Genomic DNA, 22,507 nt, shown 5'->3' with positions numbered 1-22,507 from the left:
ATGAAATTCACGATGAACGACAAGCAAAGCACGCTCGACCGCCTGCGTGGCAGCCTGGGCAAGAAGCAACTGATCGCCATTGCCGCCGTGCTGGCGCTGGGCGCCGTCGGTACGGTGTCCATCCTTCGCATGGGCGGCAGTGCACCTGCCGCCGAGGAAGAGCATGGTCACGGCCACGATGAAGCAAAGGGGCACGCCGACGGTGAGCACCATGGCGAGGCCAAGGGCGAAAAGGGTCACAAGGACGCCGAAGGTCACGGTGACGGCGAGCACCACGAAGAAGCCAAGAAGGGCGCCAACGGTGGTGACGTCATCGGCACGCAGAAGGAAGTCAGCGTTGAGCTTCTCCTGGCCGACCAGGGCGGATCTCCTCGCATCAAGCTGTGGCTGACCAAGGGCGGCAAGCCGCTGCAGCTCAGCCAGCAGCAAGTGGCTGTGACGCTGGAGCGTCCCGGGCAGAACCCCGAAAAGATCGCGTTCGCACTCGAAGGCGGTGCCCTGGTCAGCGCCCAGATCATCAGCGAGCCGCACCTGTTCAAGGGCACCGTTGAGGTTCAGACCGGCGGTGGCGTCGCCCAGTTCCCCTTTGTCAAGGATGAGGGTGCCGTCACCATGACCGCAGACCAGATCAAGGCAGCGGGCATCTCGCTGGATACCTCCGCGCCTTCAACCATCCGTTCGGCGCTCCAATTGCCCGGCGAGATCGCCTTCAACGAAGACCGGACCGCTCACGTCGTGCCGCGTGTTGGTGGCGTTGTGGAATCGGTCGCCGTGTCCCTGGGTCAACAGGTCGTGAAGGGCCAGGTCCTGGCTGTCATCAGCAGCTCCAGCGTCTCCGACCAGCGAGCCGAGTTTCAGAACTCCCAGAAGCGCCTCCAACTGGCTCGCACGACCTACGAACGTGAGAAGCAGCTCTTCGAACAGCGAATCTCGCCCCAGCAGGACGTTCAGCAGGCTGAGCAGGCCATGCGCGAAGCCGAGATCGCCGTCGCCAACGCACGCCAGAAGTTGCAGGCAATTGGCGCGTCGGCGGACTCGTCGGCCCTGAACCGGTTCGAGCTGCGCGCGCCCTTCAACGGGATCATCGTTGAGAAGCACATCGCGCTGGGTGAACAGGTGCGTGAGGACACCAACGTCTTCACCATCTCTGATCTGAAGTCCGTCTGGGCTCAGATCAATGTGCCCGCGCGCGACCTGCCGCAGGTGCGCATCGGCGAGAACGTGGTCATCAAGTCCACCGCCTTCGAGCAGAAGGCCGTCGGCAAGGTGGCCTATGTCGGCGCCTTGATTGGCGAGCAAACCCGCACGGCCCAGGCGCGCGTCGTTGTCGACAACCCCAACACCGCATGGCGTCCCGGCCTGTTCGTGAACGTCGAGGTCTCGGCTGGCGAATCCAGCGTCCCGGTCTCGGTGACTGCTGACGCCATCCAGACCATGGAGGGCAAGTCCATCGTGTTCGTCCGTACGCCGAGCGGCTTTGCGCCGGTACCGGTCGAGCTGGGTCGAAGCGACGGCAAGCGCACCGAGGTGACGTCCGGCCTGAAGGCAGGCGCGCAGTACGCGACGTCGGGTAGCTTCGTCATCAAGTCTGAAGCCGGCAAGGCCTCGGCCAGCCACGAGCACTGAAAGAGGCGTCCACATGTTTGAACGCATCATTCGTTTTGCCATCGAGCATCGATGGCTCGTCATGTTGGCTGTGCTCGGCATGGCCGCGCTGGGCGTCTTCAGCTACCAGAAGCTGCCCATCGACGCGGTCCCCGACATCACCAACGTCCAGGTCCAGATCAATACCAAGGCGCCCGGCTACTCGCCGCTCGAAACCGAGCAGCGCGTGACCTACCCGATCGAAACGGTCATGGCGGGCTTGCCCGGCCTTGAACAGACCCGCTCGCTGTCGCGCTACGGCCTGTCCCAGGTCACGGTGATCTTCAAGGAAGGCACCGACATCTACTTCGCCCGCCAGCTGGTCAATGAGCGCATCCAAAGCGCTCGCGGTCAGATGCCGGCCGGTGTGGAGCCGAACATCGGTCCCATCTCCACCGGCCTCGGTGAGATCTACCTGTGGACGGTCGAGTCGCAGCCGGGGGCAAAGAAGCCCAACGGCGAGCCTTACACGGCCACCGACCTGCGCGAGATCCAGGACTGGGTCATCAAGCCCCAGTTGCGCAACGTGACCGGTGTCACCGAGATCAACACCATCGGTGGCTATGCCAAGGAGTACCACGTTGCTCCCGATCCGAGCCGTCTGGCTTCCTATGGCATCACGCTGGCGGACGTCGTCAACGCGCTGGAACGCAACAACGCCAACGTGGGCGCCGGCTACATCGAGCGCCGCGGCGAGCAGTACCTGATCCGCGCCCCGGGCCAGGTCCGCTCCATCGCCGACATCGGCAACGTGGTCCTGCGCAACGAGGGCAGCGTGCCGGTCCGCATCAAGGATGTGGCCAGCGTCGAGCTCGGCCGCGAACTGCGCACGGGTGCGGCGACCGACAACGGCAAAGAAGTGGTGCTGGGCACCGTCTTCATGCTGATCGGCGAGAACAGCCGCACCGTTTCCCAGGCCGTCGACAAGAAGATGGCTGAGATCAACAAGAACCTCCCGGCCGGCATCCACGCCGTCACGGTCTACGACCGCACGACCCTGGTCGACAAAGCCATCGGCACGGTCAAGAAGAACCTGATGGAGGGCGCGATCCTGGTGATCGTCATCCTCTTCCTGTTCCTCGGCAACATCCGTGCGGCGCTGCTGACCGCGATGGTGATCCCGCTGTCCATGCTCTTCACGTTCACGGGCATGGTGAACCAAAAGGTCAGTGCGAACCTGATGAGCCTCGGAGCCTTGGACTTCGGGATCATCATCGACGGCGCGGTCGTGATCGTCGAGAACTGCGTACGCCGCCTGGCGCATGCACAGGAGCACAAGGGGAGGTCGCTGACGCGCTCAGAACGCTTCCACGAGGTGTTCCTGGCGTCGCAGGAGGCCCGGCGTCCGCTGCTGTTCGGGCAGCTGATCATCATGATCGTCTACCTGCCGATCTTTGCGCTGGCTGGCGTCGAAGGGAAGATGTTCCACCCGATGGCGTTCACGGTCGTGATCGCGCTGGTGGGCGCCATGATCCTGTCGATGACCTTCGTGCCGGCAGCCGTCGCGCTGTTCATCGGCGAGAAGGTCGCCGAGAAGGAAAACTTCCTGATGGGCTGGGCGCGCCGCGCCTATGAGCCGGCGCTGAAGCGTGTCATGAACGCCAAGCCGCTGGTCATCACCTTCGCGCTGGTCACGGTGTTCCTGTCCGGCCTGCTTGCAACCCGCATGGGCAGCGAGTTCGTGCCGAGCTTGAATGAAGGCGACTTCTCCATTCAGACTTTGCGGATCCCGGGCACCAGCCTGTCGCAGTCGGTTGCGATGCAGCAGCAACTGGAATCGACGCTGAAGACCAAGTTCCCGGAAATCGAGCGTGTGTTCGCCCGTACCGGTACCGCGGAAATCGCGTCCGACCCCATGCCGCCCAACATCTCGGATGCCTACGTGATGCTGAAGCCCGTGTCCGAATGGCCGGAGCCGCGCAAGACGCGTGACGAACTGGCCGCTCTGGTCAAGGCCGAGGTAGAGAAGATGCCGGGCCAGAACTACGAGTTCTCGCAGCCCATCCAGCTGCGGTTCAACGAGCTGATCTCCGGCGTGCGCTCCGACGTGGCCGTCAAGGTGTTCGGTGACGACATGGACGTCATGAACAACGCCGCTGGCCGTATCGCTGCGGTGCTGAAGGGCATTTCCGGCGCGACCGAGGTCAACATCGAGCAGACCACTGGCCTGCCGATGCTGAGCGTGCAGATCGACCGGGAGAAGACGGCGCGCTATGGCCTGAACGTCCAGGACGTGCAGGACACGCTGGCCACCGCCGTCGGCGGCAAGGAAGGCGGCACGATGTTCGAGGGTGACCGTCGCTTCGACATCATCGTTCGCGTGCCCGAGAACGTGCGCTCGGACCTGGAGGCCATCAAGCGCCTGCCGGTGCCTCTGCCTGCGAGCGGCACCAGCAGCGCCCGGAAGTTCATCCCGCTGAGCGAGGTGGCCGATCTGTCGCTGTCACCTGGTCCCAACCAGGTGAGCCGCGAGAACGGCAAGCGCCGCGTGGTGGTCAGCGCCAACGTGCGCGGCCGCGACATCGGCACCTTCGTCGCTGAGGCCGAGCAGGCCATCCAGCAACAGGTCAAGCTGCCCACGGGCTACTGGATGACCTGGGGCGGCCAGTTCGAGAACCTGCAGTCGGCGACGAATCGCCTGAAGATCGTCGTGCCGGTGTCCCTGCTGCTGGTCTTCACGCTGCTGTTCGTGATGTTCGGCAATGCCAAGGACGGCTTGCTGGTGTTCACCGGCATCCCGTTCGCGCTGACGGGCGGCATCGTGGCTCTGTGGTTGCGGGACATTCCGATGTCCATCTCCGCGGCAGTCGGCTTCATCGCGCTATCCGGCGTGGCGGTGCTGAACGGCCTGGTGATGATCTCCTTCATCCGCAACCTGCGGGAGTCGGGTCGTAGCCTGGACGAGGCCATCTTCGAAGGCGCCATCACCCGGTTGCGACCGGTCTTGATGACCGCGCTGGTCGCATCGCTGGGCTTCGTGCCCATGGCGATCGCTACCGGCACGGGCGCCGAGGTGCAGCGTCCGTTGGCCACGGTCGTGATCGGCGGCATCTTGTCTTCGACGGCACTGACCTTGTTGGTGCTGCCGGTGCTGTATCGCATCGCCCACCGCAAGGATGACGAGGAAGACGCGCCTGCGCCGCGCGCCAAGCCGGATCAGGAGGTGCTTGCATGAACGCACTGCCGCATTGCGCGGCGCACCGGCCGCAAGGCCGGTGTTTCGCGGACCTGAGCCTCTGGCATGGAGGGCGGCCGCAAGGCCGCAGGGCCTCATGAAAATCCTGGTCGTCGAAGACGAAGTCAAGGCGGCCGCTTACCTGCGCAAAGGACTGACCGAGGAGGGCTACCAAGTCGAGGTAGCTCACACCGGCGTCGACGGACTCCACATGGCGTCCGTGAACGAGTACGACCTTGTCATCCTGGATTGGATGCTTCCGGGCATCGATGGGCTGGCGGTCCTCTCGGCTTTGCGTCATACGCGGTCGGTTCCGGTCCTCATGCTGACCGCGCGCGGCCAGATCGAGGATCGGGTGCGCGGCCTGCAGAGTGGGGCGGACGACTACCTGATCAAGCCATTTGCCTTCTCGGAGCTGGTCGCGCGCGTCCAGGTGCTCCTGCGTCGGGGAAGCGTGCACCGGAATGACACGGAAACGCTGGTCATGAAGGTGGCCGATCTCGAGGTCGACACGGTGCGCCGCAAGGCGACCCGGGCAGGTCAGCGCCTGGAGCTCACACCCAAGGAGTTCAGCCTGCTGATCTTGCTGCTGCGGCGCAAGACCCATGTGCTCTCGCGTACGGAAATTGCGGCCCAGGTCTGGGACATGAACTTCGACAGCGAGACCAACGTCGTCGAGGTGGCAATCCGTCGCTTGCGGGCGAAGTTGGACCAGCCCTTCGAGAAACCGCTGCTCCACACCGTGCGCGGCGTGGGGTACGTGCTGGAGGAACGGCCATGAATGTGTCGAGCATCCAAGCACCGAGCCTTCGAGCGCGGTTGTCGCGCCAGTTTGCCCTGCAAACCATGGTCGGCCTGAGCCTGGTCTGCGGCGCGGTCTACCTGGTGATCTCGCTCACGCTGTCCGCTCGCCAGGACGACACCCTGGTCAAGAAGCGGATCGCGGTCCAGCGACTTCTCAAGGAGGGGCAGGAAGTCCATGACATCCCGGGCATCAAGCACCTGATGAGTGATTTCCTGGCCGGTCATGACGATCTGTCACTGGTGGTTCGGCAGGAGAACCGTGCCGCTGTCTTCGAGAAGGACGATCCCAAGCGCCCTGATTCGATGAGCAAGCGGCTGAGCTTCCCGGTTCAGCTACCGACGGAGCTGGGCGGGGCAGGGCAGGCGGAACTCATCTACGACGTCAGTAAGGATGAATCACTGCTGAGCCGCCTGTGGTGGACGCTGCTGACCGCCTCCATCCTGGGGACTTTTGCGGTCTCGGCGACAGGCTTCGTACTGGTGAAGAGAGGGCTGGCGCCACTGAATGCGTTGGCGCGTCGGACCTCCGAGCTCGATGCGAGCCGCCTTGATCAGCGGCTGGATGCGGCGGGCCAGCCTGAGGAAGTCCAGTCGCTGCTCCTGCAGTTCAATGCGCTGTTGGACCGACTACAAGTCGCGTACCAGCAGATGGGGGCATTCAATGCCGACGTCGCGCACGAACTGAACAATCCGCTTTCAATCCTGATCGGCAGCTGCGAAGTGGCCCTCAGGCGGCCTCGATCTGCGGCTGAACTGCATGACACGCTCTCCTCCAACCTTGAGGAGCTGCGACGGATCGCGACCATCGTGGCGGACATGCTCTTTCTATCGAGCGCTGAACGCGGAACACCTGCGCGCCGATCCTTTCCAATGAGCATTGCCGACCTCGCAGCGGAAGTCGCGGACTTTCACGAGTTCGTCCTGGAAGAGGCCGAACTGCGCGTGGAGGTGCGTGGAGATGCACGCGCAGCGGTAGACGCCGGCCTGGTTCGGCGGGCGATGTCCAACCTGCTGAGCAATGCGTCGCGCTATGCCACCCGTGGCTCCCTGATCGAGGTGCGCATTGCGCGAGTCGATCCTCGGCACGTTTCGATCGGGGTGCACAACCAGGGGCCGGTCATCCCGGCCGAGCATCTGCCGCGTCTGTTCGACCGGTTCTACCGCGTCGATCCGTCACGAACAAATGCCGACCGAAACCACGGTTTGGGACTGTCCATCGTCGCAGCCATTGCACGCATGCACGGTGGGACCGCCATCGCGGAGTCAACGGATCAAGGTACGTACATCCGCTTCACGCTGGAGGACCCTGGTGCGTCTGACGCGAAGGCGGTGGCGGCCCCTGCCGCGTCGGGGAGGCCGTCATGACCTTAAACACACCTTGGAAAGGAGGCCGCCATGTTGAACTTGTTTGAGCACTTGCGTGAGCGGCATCCGGGGTTGGCGACCTACATCTTCGGCACCTCCGTTGCGGTCATCGTCATTTCCTTGCTGCTGCTGATCTACTTCCTTCGCCAGGACCGCGCCAAGAAGGAACAGCGGCGCGAGGAGCGTCGTGACAAGCGCCGTCGGGCACGCCAAAAGCGGTGACCTCCTACACAGGCCACTGCTAGGATCATTCGGTGCGCAAAGCTCTCCTGACCTTCTTGCTCGCAGTGCTGCCTTTCCAGTTCGTCTGGGGGGCGGCCGCTGGATACTGTCAGCACGAGCAGGGCACGGAGGTGAGCCATTTTGGACACCACGCGCACAAGCACGCAGGCAAGTTTGCCAAGACCTCCGACGCCTCGGCCGACAAGAGCCAGCAGGGCGGCGCCGATGACGCCGACTGCATTGCTTGCCACATGAGTGGCGGCACTGTGATGTCGGACGCTCAGACTCTTCCCAGGGTCGACCAGATCGCTCAGCCGGTCACGACCGTTCGGGGAGCGCACTCCAGGTTGCTGGTACCCACCATTGACCGGCCCAAATGGGCATCGCTGACTTGATCTGAGCCCGGCGCGCAAGCGACGGGTAGGCCGCCGGAAACGTTCAGCCGGCGATACCGATGGACTCCATGGCCGCTGGCCAAAGCGAGTCCGATCAGCAGGCAGCCAGCACAACCTCACCCCAACTGCTGGCCGCCGCCTTCCAAGAAAGCGACGCCGTTCATGAGCAAGAACCAGAAGCTGCGGCTGGATCTCCCGTTGGTGCTGCCGGACATCCACGGCACCGACGATCCCTGCGTGAAGCGCCTGCAGGACAAGCTGGCCGGTCGACCTGGCATCGATGCCGCCCACGTCACTGGCGTTGCCGAGGGCAAGCCCCAGTTATGCGTGCACTACGACCCCAACGTGATCTCGCTAGGCCGCGTTCGCGAGCTGGTCGAGTCTGAAGGGCTCGAACTCACGGATCGGTTCGCGCATATTCTGGGACGGGTCAACCTGCCCATGCACGCGCGATTTGCCCAGCGGCTCGCTGAACAGCTCCGGGCTTTGGAGGGTGTCATCGAGGCGGACGTTTCGCCCGGCGGCGTGGTGCGCATTGAGTTTGATCGGACGCGCATCGACGAGGCCAAACTGAACCAGCGTCTGACTTCGCTTGACATCACGATCGACGGCGACAAAGGCGCATCGAAAGCCCCGGTTCGCAAAACGACCAGCCAACCCGTCGCTGCCGCGCCAGAACCGGGCGAATCTGCGGACAAGGCTGCCAACGATGAGCACGCGGGACACGACCACAGCGACCATGACCACGACCCGAAGGCCAGCCATGACCATGCCGGCGAGGAAAAGGGCAAGGTTGCGCACAAGCACGATGAGAAAGGGCATGCCGGCCATTCCCACGACAAGGAGGGGGAGGGCGGCGAGCACAGCCATGAACACGGCGGGCTGTTCGGTGAAAAGACAGAGCTGATCTTTGCCAGTTTGTCGGGCATGGCCCTCTTGGCCGGCTGGCTGATCGGCCGCGCAGGCACGGGACCCGATTGGCTACCGACGGCGTGCTACGTACTCGCGTATTTCTTCGGCGGGTATTACACGGTCAAGGAAGCGATCGAGAACCTGCGCGCCAAGCGATTCGAGATCGACACCCTCATGCTTGTCGCCGCGGCCGGCGCCGCCGCCCTGGGTTCGTGGGCTGAAGGCGCTCTGCTGCTGTTCCTGTTCAGCATGGGTCACTCGTTGGAGCATTACGCCATGGGACGGGCGCGGCGCGCGATCGAGGCGTTGGCCAAGCTCGCGCCGGAAACGGCCACAGTCCGACGCGACTCCGGAACCGAAGTGGTAGCTCTGGACAAGCTGCAGGTGGGTGATGTCGTCGTCGTGAAGCCTAACGAGCGCCTCCCCGCGGACGGCGTGGTCGTGGTGGGAACTTCGAGCGTCAACCAGGCGCCGGTCACCGGTGAAAGCGTGCCGGTCGACAAGCGACCTGTGGAAGACGGCAAGACGGCCATCGGCAACTTCGAGCGAGTCGCCGCGGAGAACCGAGTCTTCGCCGGCACGATCAATGGCGCTGGCGCAATGGACGTGATGGTGGCGCGCAAGTCCGACCAATCGACGATGGCGCGCGTCATCAAGATGGTGACAGAGGCGGAGGCACAGCGGTCACCGACTCAGCAGTTCACCGAGAAGTTCGAGCGGATCTTTGTGCCATCAGTGCTGTTGCTGGTTGGCCTGTTGCTCTGCGCAGGCTTCGTCATCGACGAGCCGTTCTCGCAGACGTTCTATCGGGCAATGGCCGTGCTGGTGGCTGCAAGCCCCTGCGCTTTGGCGATCTCCGTGCCCAGCGCCGTTTTGAGCGGCGTGGCGCGCGCGGCACGCGGCGGTGTGCTGGTCAAGGGTGGCGGCCCGCTGGAGAACCTGGGCACGCTGACGTCCATCGCCTTCGACAAGACCGGCACCCTGACCGAGGGCAAGCCGAAGCTGACCGACGTCGTGCCTGCGCAGGGGGTGCCTGAGGAGGAATTGCTGGCAGTGGCGCTTGCGGTGGAAGAGCACAGCGACCACCCGCTCGCGGCCGCCATCGTGACGGGTGCCAAGGAGCGTCTGGGAGACAAGGCCAACTTGCTGCAGGCGTCTGAGGTCAAGAGCATCACGGGACGGGGTGTGCAGGCGCAGCTCAGCGGCGAGACCGTGCACATCGGTAAGCCGGTGTTGTTCACCGAGCTGCCCGACTCCAACGTACCCACGGATGTCGACGAGGCGAACAAGAAGCTCGTGGCCGACGGGCGGACCACCATGATCGTTCGCAAGGGCAGCCAGTTCCTGGGCGTGATCGGAGTGATGGACACGCCGCGGCCCGTGGCGGGAGAGGTCATGGCCGAGCTGCGCAAGCTGGGCATCGAGCGCTTGATCATGATCTCTGGTGACAACCAGAAGGTGGCCGAAGCAGTAGCCCAGACGGTCGGTCTGACCGAGGCTCGGGGCGACCTGATGCCAGAGCAGAAGGTTGAGGAGATCAAGAAGCTCCGGACCGAGCACGGGAAGGTCGCGATGGTGGGAGACGGCGTCAACGATGCACCGGCCATGGCCAACGCGACCGTGGGCATCGCCATGGGTGCAGCCGGCTCCGACGTTGCGCTGGAAACGGCCGACGTTGCGCTGATGGCAGACGACCTGGCGCAGCTTCCATTCGCGGTAGGCCTGTCTCGCAGCACGAGTCGCGTGATCAAGCAGAACCTGTGGGTGAGCCTGGGCGTCGTTGCGGTGCTGATTCCTTCGACCATCCTCGGCCTGAGCATCGGAACCGCCGTGATCTTCCACGAGGGGTCGACGCTGCTCGTGGTGTTCAACGCATTGCGGTTGCTGGCCTACAAGCCCTTCGACAAGAGCGCGAAGGCGGCTGACGCTGGGAAGCCCGCCGAGGCGAAGGGCTGAGGCTGCCATGAGACCCGAGGATCAACAGAATCGTCCGACACCGACGGTTCAGGCCATGGACGATGACGACGGCGACCTGACAGACATGTTGGGAGAGCTGCGGGTACTGCTACCCACCGCCCAGCTGCTGTCCGCCTTCCTGATCGCCGTTCCGTTCGCACCGGGATTCAAGAGCATCGTCCAGGCTGAGAAGAACGTCTTCCTGGCCACGTTCATGCTCTCGGTGGCGGCCCTGGTGCTGTTCACGGCGCCGGCTGTCCAGCACCGGCTGATGCGGCCCTTGCGAAGGCGGGCGGATTTCAAGGCGAGGGCGAGCAGGCAGATGCTGGTCGGCGCAGCACTTTTAGCGATCGCGTTGGTCCTGGCGACGCAGTTCGTGCTGTCTGAGGTGCTGGGGCACACCGTTGGCAACGTCGCAGCGGCCGTCATCGGAACGCTCATCGGCCTGATGTGGTTGCTGGTGCCGCTGACCTGGAACCGAAAGCAGTCCGCATGAGCGCCCAGCCGATATCGCTTGCCGGCGTGATGATGTTTGCCGCAGTGCCTGCGGCGGCAGTGATCGTGGGCGGTGTCGTGGCGGCAGTGCGCACGCCAGGCCCGAAGGTGCAGAGCGCCGTTCAGCACGTTGCCGCCGGCGTGCTTTTCGCAGCGTTGGCAACTGAGCTTCTTCCCGACGTCGTTCACCGTCGGTTGCCGTGGGTGACTCTGGGTGGCTTCGCGCTGGGTGTGATTGCCATGCTCCTCCTCAAGGCGCTGGCGCGCCGGCTCGAGGAGCGCGAGGAGAAGACCGCGCCTTCCGCGCTACCCACGAGCCTGTTGCTGGCCTCAGCGCTCGATATCGCCCTGGATGGGCTGTTGATTGGCGTGAGCTTTGCTGCCGGGGAGCGGCAGGGCTTGCTGATCACGATCGCGATGACGCTCGAGGTGCTATTCCTCGGCGTGGCAACCGCAGCTGCAGTTCGAGGGCTAAACGCGCGTCGGTTGGTGTTGGCCACGACCATCACCTTTGCTGTGCTGCTCATGGCCGGCGCAGGCATTGGGGCTTACTTCCTGGCCAGCGCCAGTCCTATCGTGCTGGACGGCGTGCTGTCTTTTGGTGTGGCTGCGCTGCTCTATCTAGTCACGGAGGAGTTGTTGACGGAGGCTCATGAGGTCGACGAAACACCCGTTCTGACGTCCATGTTCTTCGTCGGGTTCCTGGCGCTCCTGATGATCGAGATGATGGTCTGATCTGACGACCGTAGCCTGCGCCGAATGAAGGAGCGTCGGGGCAGTTCGAGGTAGCCACTTCCGCATGCACGGCGGGCTGCCAGAAGCTAAGCGAGATCGTCGAGCGGCGCAGGAGGGGGCGGGGCTGCCGCGATCGTGGGCCGGGGAGGGTAGAACCCCTGGCGCCCTTGCGCGTAATCGTCGGTGAACTCGATGGCATTCAAGGCGGCGGCCATGGCGGCATCCACTTCCTCGTTTTCCAGGACGATCACTTGGCCAGGGCCCTCGAAACGCGACAACCAGCTATAGAAGCGGTCGTTCACCGTCGCAATCGCGACGTCGCGGTCAGTGTCCGTCGACTGCTTCTGTGCATAAGCCTTCAGCGGCGAATCCAGCACTACGGTGCCCAAGTGGGGGTGACCTTCCTTCAATGCGTGCTGCATCAGCGCGATGAACATCGCAGACAGGAAGATGCCCCGCTTGCCGGCGCCATAGCTCAGGCGACGGCGCCCATCGATCATCAGATCGCACGCCGCAGCGTCAACGTAGACCGACTTGATGCCGGTGAAGCCCCAATCGTTGAGCATCTGGCGAGCAACCTCACCGACCTCGGCGCCGTGTTGCCCGATGTTGCGCACGAGCGCGGTCCTCTTCTGCTTCGTTTCCTGCTCGAGGCGCGCGATGTCACCCTGCAATCGGCTAGCCTCGTCGAAGGCATCGATCAGGGACGAAAAGCGGGTATGGGACGCAGCCAGTTCGCGAGGGTCGGTATCGAACTCCTCGCCGGCGGTTCGCAGGAGGAGAGCTTCCTGCTCCTCAAGAGTCTTCAACGACACCGTCAGACGGCTCACATCCGCGGCAGCCGTCGCCAGGCGTGCCTGCTGGTGGGCAAGGGACGGCTGCAATCCACGGCGCAGGTCGCGAATCTTCTCCGCCTCGGCGGCAATGGCGCGGCGATATTTCGAAGGCGCACGGGGCTTCAGGCTGTCGGGATCGGCGTGCTGTTCCACCGGCGTGCCGCAGAGCGGGCAGGGCGTCTCGGGCAAGGCCTGGAAGAAGGCAATGCCCTCGTCCGTCGCTCCCAGCCGGGCAAGATCGCTGGAATATTTCAGGTCGAGCAACGCGAATCGCTCGCGCATCGATGTGGCGCCGGCGAGTTCAGTTGACGCCTCGGCAAGAGCCGCTCCTTCCGCAGCGATCTGCTGGCGGACATCTTTGAGCACGGAGGATCGCGCCTGAAGTTGCGAGGAGAACATGTCCAGTCGCTCGTCGACTCGGGCGAGAGCCTTGACGGCAGCTGCACGGTCCGTATCGGCCGGAATCAGCTTCTGCACGCGCGCCAGCTCAGCTTGGGCTACCGCCAGCTTGCCTTTGGCCTGGTCCTTCACCGCGCTACTTTTGTACAGCTCGACCGCGGAGTCGTCGAGGCCGCTCAGGAACAGCGCATAGGAAGAGACGCGCTTGTCCGACCCATGGCCCTTGCCTTTGGTCGGATCCTTGGCAATCATGCTGGGCTGCGCCAGCAACGCCCAATGCCGCAGGTCGTCGCCGGTGACGGCGCCCTTCTTGCTGCGTGCATGGAGCACTTTTTTCCCCTCAGCACCGGACAGCTTGACGAGCAGATCGCCGAGTTCCTGTGCAACCTCTTCGAGCGGGTTCGGCGCGCCGTCCTCGACCCACAGGTCATCCATTCGCACGAAGACGCGTGCGCCTCCGCCCGACACGGCTTTGCGCACCAGGTACTCGTGCTCGCCATGGAGAAAGGCGAGCTCGAGGGAGTCATAGCCCGCCGACTTTGGGAATTGCTCAGGTTGCGCCGTGCCGCCGAGCAGGAACCACATGCAGTCCCAGATGTGCGACTTGCCGGTGTCGCTGGGGCCGCGGATGAGGGTGCGACGGTCGTCGAACGCGACCACGGCCGGCAGCAAGCCAGGGCCGTGGACGGACAGGCGCTTCAGCGTTATTGCCATTGATGCCCCCGCGCGTTGGCGCCTTCGAACTCGGCGCCCCACAGCCGCCCTTCCTGAGCGAATCTATCGGTCAAGTCGCGCGAGCTGAGCGCTGCGAAGGTGGCGGCTGCCCACCGGCACCGGTTTTCCAGCTCACGCAGGTAGGGCGACGTCAGCGCGCCAACCATGCTCCGTGCGCTGTCGCCAGCGAAGTAGGTGATACCGCATTCGTCCATGGAAACGGCGACCAGGCCGCGGGTGCTCATGAGGTACAGGCCTTGGGCAATGAGATCGCGGCGGCTGAGGTATTCGCTGCCACGGTACGGCACCGGCGTGTGAAGGCTGGGAGGCCCCCCCAGATCGTCCGAGTAGACGACGGCGTAGTCGAGCAGGACGAGCTTCTGGAGGTCGGCACCGGCCGGCTGCAGGGAATTCAGCAGATACACCATCCGCACGCCCAGCTCGAACGGCGAATTGAAGGCGGCGATGGGCTTGGGTTTCGTCATTTGACCCACTTGAGCCTACCGCCATTGGCGAGGTGATGGCAGGTGCCGGGCAGGTCACCCGGCCGGAGCTGGGGTGACAGGCAGCTTTCCGAAACCTGCAGGGTGGATGCCTTCTCCACGGCCGCGTCGACGCGCGCCATGCCCGTTTTGTGCCGGATCTGGGCCACCGTCGGCCGGACGCCTGCATGAACCATGTCGAGCAGCCGCTCGAACTCATGCTCAGTGGGGTAGATGTCGCGGCTGAACCGCTGCAGGCCCTCAGCACAGTAGAAGAGCTGGCGATGCGAATCGAAGTGCTCTTCGTACTCGCTGCCGGCCAGATCGGCGAGGGTGACAGGAGACGTCTTGTCTTCGGAATACACGCGAAGCAGCTGGTCGACGTAGACGGTCTCGTGCTTGGCCGGTTGGGCGGGCATCGGCGCATCATCGCCGCGCTTCGGCACGATGCCGAACATCTCGTGGTGGGCCGTCCGGTCGAGCGCGTGCCAGGCCAGCAGGTCATGCACCGGACATTCGATGAAATCGTCGAAATCGAAGTCGTCGATCGCGGCCTGGACGTCTTGGGTCAGCTCGGCGGCCATGCCTTGCATGCCCGTGTTTTCGCCCTTCCAGGCGGCCAGGAAGTTGGCCTTGAAGGTAGCCGCACCGGCGGCCATCATGTTGTGCAGCAGGTTGCCGACCGCGTGCGGGCAGCAGAAGTAGTAGTGCTTCGGGCGGGGGTAGGTCTTCAAGGCCAGTTGCTTGAAGAACTTGGCCATCTCGGGGAAGGCCTCGCTGGGCTTCAGTCCGGAGGCGTAGTGCTTGCCCTGGTACAGATCCCAACCGTCGCGCACGAGGGCCTGGCCATACCGGGCTTCGATGTCGCGGCCCCCGTCGCCTGCGCCGCCGAGGCGCTTGACGTTCGCGTAGGGTGAACCACTGGGCAGCAGCCGCTGGCGCGTGGCGGCCAGGATGAACTCTTCCCACTGATCGGGATTCAGCAGGATGACTTGTGCCGACGGCTGGATAACGCCGCCCTTGGCGACCAGTTGGTTCGTTCGCGGTGTACGGGTTTTGCCTGAGTTCTGCGGCATGGATGGAGAGCATCGCTGGCAGACGATTCTCGTGGACGCCGGCGCGCTCGCGCCTGGGGGCTAGCCCGGACGCCGGGGTCAGCGGCGCGGATCGGAGACCGCCATCTTGAACTCCTTCAGCTCGTCATCCAGCGAGGCCACGGCGAGTTGGTGGAGGATGGAGTTCTGCAGGAAGGACGCTCGTTCCCTGTCCATGTCCACCGTGTTGCCGTCGAGGTTGGTCTGGGACGGCAGGGCGTGCTCCGCGAACTGCAGGGTGCTGCGGGGCGCCACCAGGTCGGGCGCGATGTGGCCGGGCGATGAGGTTGCCATCGGCGCCGCAGGTTTGGGTCGACTGGCTTCTTCAAGCGCCGCCGAGAAGCTGATGTCGCGTGCCTGGTAGTGCGGCGTATCCGCGTTGGCGATGTTGCTGGCGATCAGCGCCTGACGCTGACCCCTGAAGACCAGAGCCGTGGCCTTCCAGTCGTCATCCGGCGCCGCCGAAGGCGTGCCTGTGCTGGGCGTGGGACGGAGTGCGTTAGACATGGACACCTCCACCGGAGAAAAAGGGGAGCGCCGAAGCGCATCCCCTCGCAGTTGCCTTGGTGATCAGAAGCTGTGGCGCATGCCGACTTCCAAGCCGGACGAGCTCTCGCCACCGCGCATGCCGGTCGGCGTCGTGTACAGAACCGAGCTGCGCGCCGCACCCTTGTTGCTGATGTTGGCGTAGGTGCCGTAGAGCGCCGTCCGCTTGGACATCTCGTGCACGTAGCCCAGCGCCACGCGGGTGCTGTCGTCGGCGTCGGCATAGCCAGAGCCGACCGGGCCACCGGAGCGATTGACGGTGGTGTAGCCGACCCGGAACGAACCTGCTTGGGTCACCGGGACGGTGGCGCCAATCGACAGTTCCTGAGCCTTGCGCGGGCCCCACTTCTTCACGTCGACGAGGGTGTGCAACGTGCCCCAGGGCGACTTGTAGTTGAAGAGCAGGTTGTAGTTCTTGAACTTCGGCTGGGTGCTGCCAACGTCGGTCTGGCCAATGGCACCGCCGACCAGGAACGTGTTGTTCTCGAAGCCGAGACGGCCGCCTGTGTACTTGTTGCCCACGACGCCTTCGCCGGCGGCGACATGCACCTGACCAAACCAGCCGCCCAGGTTCTTGGGCAGGAAGTAGCTGACGCCGTTGTCGGTTCGTTGGGCGGTGGTCGCACCGCTGCCCAGCACTGCGCTGGAGCCGTAGACGAAAACACCGCGCGAACCCACGCCGACGATGCCGAACTCGTCGTTGAGCGCGTTGTTGTACGTCGGGGTGGTATCGCGGCCGAGGCGGATCTCACCAAACTCGCCCATCAGGCTGACGGTGGAGCGGCGGTTCCAGAACTTGCTGGCGTTGGCCGCGCCGGTGTCGAGCTCGACACCCGATTCCAGATGGAAGCCGGCAGACAGGCCGCCGCCAAGTTGTTCAACGCCACGAACGCCCAGGCGGCTGGTCGTGTTGGCGCCCGAAGTGACGCCCTTGACCGTGCCTGCGCTGCCGTTCTTCACCTGGCGGACGGCCGCATCGGCGACACCGAACAGCGTGACCGACGAGGTTTGCGCGAAAGCGGTGCTCGCCATCGCGCTGCATGCCAAGGCCAAGAGGACTGGCTTCTTCATGTACTTCTCCTATTCAGTAGGTACCGGGGGATCTGGATCGCCCCCAGCGCTACGCAGGCTAGGGAAGCTGCCTAGGGAAATCCATGATCTCGACCGTTTGGGTGGGCGCGTGCTGGTGCGCGGTGCCGCAAAGGCAGGGTTGCTGTGCCTTCGAATCGACAGGGGGCACTTGCGCGAAATGAGCGATTTCGATTCACACCCTTGTCATAGCTGGACAAACCCGTGAATCGGCGCGCCAACCTGACAAAACCGTAATCCGCCGGACGGGCAGCGGTCATGGCCGCCTTCTTACGCTTGCCCGTTGGCACTGGCGTCCACGACGCCGTTACGGACGCAGGCGGCTTGGCAAGGGCCACTGCAAAGAAGGCGCGGATGAGAAGACCCGATGCTCAACTGATATCGAGGGCGCGACGAGGAGACATCGCGGCCTGCCTGGAGGCCGGCCGCAAATACCTGCAAGGCACGAGCGGATTCCCGCGCCACGTGACGCTCGGGCTCGAGTACTTGCAGCAGGCTGAGCGCGCCCGAGCCGACGACACGCTGCAGCTCATCGTCGAGTCGCTGGACCTCTACGAGATCGCTGCGCATGGGCGAGTCGCCACGCTGCAGCGAGCAGCGCAGGCCGGCAGAGCGGCCGCGCAGATGAAGCTGGCAATCTGGCTTTCATTGACGGCCGTCGATCCCGAAGAGGCGATGCGCTGGTTCCGAAGCGCTGCGGCGGGTGGTGAGACAGCTGCCAGGAAGGTGCTGACCGCCTATACCCCGGACGATTTGTCCGAAGAACGCGTCGTGGCGCGGCTTCGCTCCCTCAAGGCTGTGCCGGGCATCGGCTGGGCCGCTTTGCTGACGTTTGCGATGGACAGGGCGTTGATGCGTCAAGAGCCGCAGATCCTGTTCCGGGCGCTGGCGGTGAGCTTGGAGTTGGATGGATCACCTGAGGCTGGCTTGGCGGACAAGGTGTTCGAAGCCCTCAGCTATGCCAGCAAGGTGCAGCCCGTGGATACCGCTGTTGATCGTCGGGCGATTGAGGCCCTTCTCGACGACTGCGTTGCACGAGGCAACACCGGCGCGGCGTTGATGTTGGGACTGGCCTTGAGCGGCCAGGATGTCGGTGCCCTGGCGTGGGAATCGCTGGTGACGAGCCAAAACTTCCGAAAGGCCTCAGCGCTCCTGATGCGCGCCGCTGACGGTGGCCACGGCGAGGCATGGAGCCGGCTGTACGAGATTCACTCGAACCACAACGGATCGGTTGCCAACCCGCCTATGGCGCGGTTCTGCCTGGAGAAGGCGGCGGCCAGCGGCGCAGTGATTGCCCAGCGGCGGCTGGGTGCAACCATCCTGCGGGCATCAGGCTCGCTGCGCGATGTCGAGCAAGGCATGCACTGGCTGTACCAAGCGGCACAAGCGGGCGATGAGGCCGCCCACCGGTTGCTGTGCACCTTCGTTCTTCCCGTGGACAGCCGTGACGTCGATGCAGCCCGCGCGCTGGAGGAGATTGAGCAGTCCAGTCCTGGGCTCGCACTTCGGCTTCAGGTGGCCAGGGATTTCGGGCTGACCAAGCTCGAGGCGATGACCGTGGACCTCGTGGGCAGCCAGCGCCCGTGGGGGCTCGTCGTGGGGCGCAATCCGTTCATCCGCCATGCCAAGCTTTCCGCGCCGCGCGCGGTGCCGGCCATCTCGGAGTCAGTCCAGCACAACCTGCGACGCGTCGTGGCGCAAGTCGCTGGCGGCGGCGTACGGGGTGCAGAGTTCCAGGACTTCGATCTTCGTCATCGCATGGTGAGGTTGAAGCAGGTCCTACAGGCTCATGGTCTGGCCGAATCGATGTTCTTTGCCAGGGCGTGCTCTAACGAACTGGATGTCCTTCGTGGAGGGGGACGCTGGGCGCGCATGGCGAAGGCCGAACTGGACGAGGCGATGGCGCTTCCGGGCGGGGCGGCGGAGGGTTCGCAGACAGCTTGTTGAGCGCAAGCTCGACACTGCCGGCGCGAAGCGGCGGCGCAGGTAAAACTCCTGCCTGCGAACATCCGTTCAAACTTCTGACGACGACATTCCCTCCATGAGAAAGCTCATCCAAGCGCTACACGACCAGTTGCCCGTCTGGGCAGCGGACTGGCTCGACATCCTCATTCCTGCGGTGGAGGTTGTGATGATCGTCTTGGGCGCCTGGCTGCTGATGCGGCTGGCCCACAAGCTGATCGACCGAGTCACGACCAAGTACGGCCTGCCGGTCAACATGGCATCGTTGTTTCTTCGCGTGGTCGGCGCCCTGGTCTACCTCGGCGCGCTGCTCTGGGCGTTGGAGCGCATGGGTGTCTCGGGCGCAGTGCTCTGGACGGCGTTCACGGGGTTTGCAACCGTCGGCGCGGTCGCGTTCTTCGCAGCATGGAGCGTGCTGTCGAACTTGTTCTGCACGCTGCTCATCTACATCACCAAGTCCTTTCGGATTGGCGACACGGTCGAACTGCTAGAAGCGGGTGACAAGCCGGGGATGAAGGGACGCGTGGTCGAAATCAATCCGGTCTACACCACGCTTCTCGAAAGCGGCGATCAGCAGAACGGCACAACGCTGCAACTGCCCAACAGCCTGTTCTTCCAGCGCGTCGTGCGGCGATGGCACGGTACGGCCGTGACCGCGGTAGCCCCGGATCAACAAGGAGGCCCGTAGCCAGAGGGCAGGGGAGGAACGAATGCTTTCGCCTTACGAGAACGTCATCATCGGGAACTTCATCTACGGGCTTGGGCTCGTGATGGGCAAGAACCCGAGGCAGATCGATTCATGCGTGAATCTGCTGCAGCAGACGCCACTGGACAAGGTCCTGGGTGACGTCATGCTGCAGTTCCCTGGAGCTTGGCGGCTGATCGAGTTCAAGCGCGTTGGCGCCAACCTGAAGAAGGAGCGCGTCAAGCTGGCGACGTACCGAGGCGCCACGCGCCGAGACGTTGATCTTCGCAAAGCGTCTTTGCGAGCTCACTGGTTTGTCGAGACCGGGCAGCACATCATTGACGAGTTTGACAACTCGACGTTTCAAATGAACGTGCGGCCCTACCTGGAGCTCGAGGAGCACGGAGGGATCTCACTTGAGGCCTTTGCCGAGCAGGTTGCCGAGGATGCGCACAAAGACCCACCGAATAAGGCAGAGCTGGACCTGTACCTCCGCTTGATCAAGCTTTTCGGCTGCCTCGACGGTTACGAAACTTCTGGGCTACTCGTGGGCGTCGGCAGCAATGGCGGTTTGTCATACCTGCCGCTTGAGAACATCACAGACCTGAAGGCGACTTCTCGTGTGCTTCGTGCCCGGCTGCGCGCCAGGGAGGAAGAGTTCACGCGAAGTCAGGCCGCGCGCGGCGCGTTTTCATCTGCTGTGCGACAGGAACTGCAGCGCCGAGAGGTGTCTGGCGAGCTGGCACACGGAGTCGAGCCGAAGCAGCAAACGCTTGATCATGGTCCATCCCTCTGACCTCATTTCAACCGCAGGGCGGAGATTTGCAAGCATCCGCAGGCCCTCATCACCTACCTCACATGTCATCCAATCCCGATAAGAAGCGACCAGAGACGCTCGAAGAGCTGGTCCCCATCGTTGCCGACGTCATCGAACACGCTCAGACGCTGCAAGGAGCAGCAGGCGACGCCGTGCAGCGCGTTAACACGGCCGCAGCGCTCGTCGCTGGCACCGTGAAGACGTTGGTCGCCAATCAACAGCAGATGGCTGCCGACATCGAAAAAGTCGTGGCAGGCAAGTTCAACACCACTGTTGATGATGCAGCTGATCGCATCGGGCAGCAGTTGACCAAGGCGGAAGGCAAGGCCAAGACGGCACTGACCAACTTGACGACTGAAACCAACTCAGCTGTGTCTGCTGTCAATCTCGAGGCGGACCGCCTCAAGCAAAACTGGTGGCTACCTGTGATCATCGGAGCCGTTGTGGGCGCGCTTCTGGGCGCCGCGATCAGCGGCACGACCGTCTACATGGTGCTCCGCGGCGGATGAAAGCCTGAGATCGGTGTACTCAAGGTCCTGAGCCTCGGGGCGATTCGGTCTCGCTCGACCGATCGCTCCCGTCGGCATGGGCGTCCTCAATGCTTTGCGCGACCCGATCGGGCTGAGCCTTGGCATTGGCGTGTCCAGGGCTGTCTTCCGGCTGCGGCGTGATGGGCGCGTCGACCGGCTTGTCCGGCTCGGTCGGCAACTGGACGGGGGATTTCTGATGGTCACCAGGCGCGGGCGCTGGGCCGGCAGAGGAGTTGGTCATCGCGGTCTCCATTGGGACGAGTGGATGTCCAAGGTAGCAGCGGAACTCGCCGCGCACTTGCCGCTGGGCCGCTTTCCCATGTAGGCGAGCTCCCTCAATGACGGATAAGGTAGATCGCGGCAACGATCAGTAGGCCGGTAGCGAGCATGAAGCATGCTCCTACCCGGTGCTGGTCAGCGCTCTCGAGCAACCCTCTGAATGCATTGATGATCTTGGTGAACTGAGCAAGCATGGGATCTCCTCTTTGACTTGAGTTGTGAATACGGTTCGCCGGATGGCCGAAGTTGAGGCAAGGATCGTCGATGGACCTGGCATGTGGGCCTTGGTTGGTTTCAGCCTAAACAGCCCCCTCAACCTGGCCTGACAGCAAGTTTCAGGGGGCGAACTTCATTCGGATGGCGAAACCTCCCCCTCCCGAAAGCACCAAACGAGTTTTTTGGGTTGGATTTGCGTTCGGGGGGGCTGAATCGGCCGGTCTCGGCGTACTTCAGCCCCCCCCGCCAAGTTGCAGTCGGCGGGCACGGCGAGACAGAGCGTCGAGCTCCAGGGAGAAAAGAATGGCAGTTGTGAACTCCGGTACGTCGTCGACTGCGTGGCTATGTCGCCGTACGAAGCAGCGCACGGCGAGGGACATATCAAGAGGGAGGACGGCAGAGGTGCCGACAGCGATTGCCTTGTCGACATTCATGCGCACACAACCCCCTGAGTGAAGTCAAGAGACTTCCGGACGCAGACGAACGCACCCGTGCTCGCGCTCAGCCTCTCCGTAGCTCAGACGCTGGCTCGGGCTACCGAAGCTGAAAACCCAGCTGACATCGCTCTCCCCGCCGAGGCCGAGGCCGTCGCGGGCCGGCAGCCCGGCCACAGCTTTGACGCTCGGGCCTTCACGGCCAGCAACGAGTGGCCCAAGACCGAGACGCTGACCTTTGCACCCGGCAAGGGCGCTGAAGTGAAGGCTGCGTTGACCGAGGGCCGTCCACAGTCTTCCGGTGGACGGCCAGTGCGGAAGTACTCGTTGACATGAACGGCGAGTGGCCCGACGCCGACGAGGAGGACACGAGCTACTGCGTGGACGGTGCCCAGCGCTAAGAAACAGGGTCGTTCACGGCGCCCTTCGATGGCAGCCACGGCTGGTACTGGCAGAACCGTGGCAAGCAAACGGTAACAGTCGAGGAGACGGTGACCGGCTTTCAGACCAAGCTGTTCAGGCCAAGCAAAGCCTCGCGATATCGCCTCAGGAGGCGGACAGGTATGTCGGCACTCAGCTTCGACTGGATCGCGCGTCGCTTCGCGCCGCCAACTTCGCCGGCCGGCCAGCAGTAGCACGTGGCGCGGATCATTGGCGAGCCGTTGATCTCCAGAAACCGCTGTTCGCCGGCCCCAAGAGCAGCGTCCTGCGTCACTACGGC

Annotated in this window: 20 protein-coding genes; 13 read left to right on the top strand and 7 right to left on the bottom strand. The window is 63.9% G+C overall.

Features of this window, described 5'->3' with window-relative positions:
• The 9 genes from AC07V5_RS25495 to AC07V5_RS25455 all read left to right on the top strand — a co-directional run bounded on the left by AC07V5_RS25495 (position 1) and on the right by AC07V5_RS25455 (position 11,703).
• The gene (locus tag AC07V5_RS25495; RefSeq protein WP_268149242.1) at positions 1-1,626 is read left to right on the top strand and encodes an efflux RND transporter periplasmic adaptor subunit; all 1,626 of its coding nucleotides are present in this window, start codon (positions 1-3) and stop codon (positions 1,624-1,626) included.
• A 13-nt stretch (positions 1,627-1,639) separates the two neighbouring features.
• The gene (locus AC07V5_RS25490; RefSeq protein ID WP_088481190.1) at positions 1,640-4,819 is read left to right on the top strand and encodes a CusA/CzcA family heavy metal efflux RND transporter; all 3,180 of its coding nucleotides are present in this window, start codon (positions 1,640-1,642) and stop codon (positions 4,817-4,819) included.
• Positions 4,820-4,916: 97 nt separating this feature from the next.
• Positions 4,917-5,600, top strand: a complete 684-nt coding sequence (locus AC07V5_RS25485; RefSeq protein ID WP_088481189.1) for a heavy metal response regulator transcription factor — start codon at positions 4,917-4,919, stop codon at positions 5,598-5,600.
• The gene (locus AC07V5_RS25480) at positions 5,597-6,988 is read left to right on the top strand and encodes a heavy metal sensor histidine kinase (RefSeq protein ID WP_088481188.1); all 1,392 of its coding nucleotides are present in this window, start codon (positions 5,597-5,599) and stop codon (positions 6,986-6,988) included. Before AC07V5_RS25485 ends, AC07V5_RS25480 begins: the two co-directional genes overlap by 4 nt.
• Before the next feature lie 30 nt (positions 6,989-7,018).
• Positions 7,019-7,210 (top strand): hypothetical protein, encoded by a 192-nt coding sequence (locus AC07V5_RS25475; protein WP_088481187.1) that lies wholly within the window; start codon positions 7,019-7,021, stop codon positions 7,208-7,210.
• A gap of 32 nt (positions 7,211-7,242) precedes the next feature.
• Positions 7,243-7,605 carry a cation efflux protein, CzcI family gene (gene czcI / locus AC07V5_RS25470; RefSeq protein WP_088481186.1) on the top strand — a complete coding sequence of 121 codons (363 nt, stop codon included), beginning with the start codon at positions 7,243-7,245 and terminating at the stop codon, positions 7,603-7,605.
• Between the two features lie 162 nt (positions 7,606-7,767).
• The gene (locus tag AC07V5_RS25465; RefSeq protein WP_268149236.1) at positions 7,768-10,473 is read left to right on the top strand and encodes a heavy metal translocating P-type ATPase; all 2,706 of its coding nucleotides are present in this window, start codon (positions 7,768-7,770) and stop codon (positions 10,471-10,473) included.
• 55 nt (positions 10,474-10,528) lie between these two features.
• Positions 10,529-10,969 carry a DUF6328 family protein gene (locus tag AC07V5_RS25460; RefSeq protein ID WP_241516792.1) on the top strand — a complete coding sequence of 147 codons (441 nt, stop codon included), beginning with the start codon at positions 10,529-10,531 and terminating at the stop codon, positions 10,967-10,969.
• Positions 10,966-11,703 carry a ZIP family metal transporter gene (locus AC07V5_RS25455; protein ID WP_088481183.1) on the top strand — a complete coding sequence of 246 codons (738 nt, stop codon included), beginning with the start codon at positions 10,966-10,968 and terminating at the stop codon, positions 11,701-11,703. Before AC07V5_RS25460 ends, AC07V5_RS25455 begins: the two co-directional genes overlap by 4 nt.
• Positions 11,704-11,789: 86 nt before the next feature.
• Here AC07V5_RS25455 and AC07V5_RS25450 read toward each other — a convergent pair whose 3' ends face one another.
• The 5 genes from AC07V5_RS25450 to AC07V5_RS25430 all read right to left on the bottom strand — a co-directional run bounded on the left by AC07V5_RS25450 (position 11,790) and on the right by AC07V5_RS25430 (position 16,845).
• Positions 11,790-13,652, bottom strand: a complete 1,863-nt coding sequence (locus tag AC07V5_RS25450) for a hypothetical protein (protein ID WP_158218119.1) — start codon at positions 13,650-13,652, stop codon at positions 11,790-11,792.
• Complete coding sequence (locus AC07V5_RS25445; RefSeq protein ID WP_088481181.1) at positions 13,643-14,137, bottom strand: ABC-three component system middle component 2; 495 nt, start codon at positions 14,135-14,137, stop codon at positions 13,643-13,645. The genes AC07V5_RS25450 and AC07V5_RS25445 overlap by 10 nt, the downstream gene beginning before the upstream one ends.
• Entirely contained in the window at positions 14,134-15,210 is a 1,077-nt protein-coding gene (locus AC07V5_RS25440) for an ABC-three component system protein (RefSeq protein ID WP_088481180.1), read from the bottom strand. The genes AC07V5_RS25445 and AC07V5_RS25440 overlap by 4 nt, the downstream gene beginning before the upstream one ends.
• A 78-nt stretch (positions 15,211-15,288) precedes the next feature.
• A complete protein-coding gene (flgB, locus tag AC07V5_RS25435) occupies positions 15,289-15,735 on the bottom strand; it encodes a flagellar basal body rod protein FlgB (RefSeq protein WP_088481179.1) in 447 nt (148 codons plus the stop codon).
• Positions 15,736-15,798: 63 nt separating this feature from the next.
• Positions 15,799-16,845 carry a porin gene (locus AC07V5_RS25430; RefSeq protein ID WP_088481178.1) on the bottom strand — a complete coding sequence of 349 codons (1,047 nt, stop codon included), beginning with the start codon at positions 16,843-16,845 and terminating at the stop codon, positions 15,799-15,801.
• A 372-nt stretch (positions 16,846-17,217) separates the two neighbouring features.
• Between AC07V5_RS25430 and AC07V5_RS25425 the strand changes: the two genes are divergently transcribed.
• The 4 genes from AC07V5_RS25425 to AC07V5_RS25410 all read left to right on the top strand — a co-directional run bounded on the left by AC07V5_RS25425 (position 17,218) and on the right by AC07V5_RS25410 (position 20,836).
• Positions 17,218-18,810: a tetratricopeptide repeat protein gene (locus tag AC07V5_RS25425; protein WP_158218118.1), complete on the top strand. Its 1,593-nt coding sequence runs from the start codon at positions 17,218-17,220 to the stop codon at positions 18,808-18,810.
• Positions 18,811-18,904: 94 nt separating this feature from the next.
• Positions 18,905-19,513, top strand: coding sequence for a mechanosensitive ion channel family protein (locus tag AC07V5_RS25420; RefSeq protein WP_193466476.1), 609 nt, complete (start codon positions 18,905-18,907; stop codon positions 19,511-19,513).
• A gap of 22 nt (positions 19,514-19,535) precedes the next feature.
• On the top strand, positions 19,536-20,306 hold the full coding sequence (locus tag AC07V5_RS25415; RefSeq protein ID WP_088481176.1) for a hypothetical protein: 771 nt from the start codon (positions 19,536-19,538) through the stop codon (positions 20,304-20,306).
• 62 nt (positions 20,307-20,368) lie between these two features.
• On the top strand, positions 20,369-20,836 hold the full coding sequence (locus AC07V5_RS25410) for a hypothetical protein (protein ID WP_088481175.1): 468 nt from the start codon (positions 20,369-20,371) through the stop codon (positions 20,834-20,836).
• 19 nt (positions 20,837-20,855) lie between these two features.
• Here AC07V5_RS25410 and AC07V5_RS25405 read toward each other — a convergent pair whose 3' ends face one another.
• Both AC07V5_RS25405 and AC07V5_RS25400 read right to left on the bottom strand, forming a co-directional pair.
• Entirely contained in the window at positions 20,856-21,098 is a 243-nt protein-coding gene (locus AC07V5_RS25405; RefSeq protein ID WP_144397093.1) for a hypothetical protein, read from the bottom strand.
• A gap of 94 nt (positions 21,099-21,192) precedes the next feature.
• Positions 21,193-21,330: a hypothetical protein gene (locus AC07V5_RS25400; protein ID WP_163334438.1), complete on the bottom strand. Its 138-nt coding sequence runs from the start codon at positions 21,328-21,330 to the stop codon at positions 21,193-21,195.
• Positions 21,331-22,507: the final 1,177 nt, after the last annotated feature.

It is taken from the genome of Roseateles sp. GW821-FHT02E12, assembly GCF_059421665.1.
This window is presented reverse-complemented; position numbering and strand designations above follow the sequence as displayed.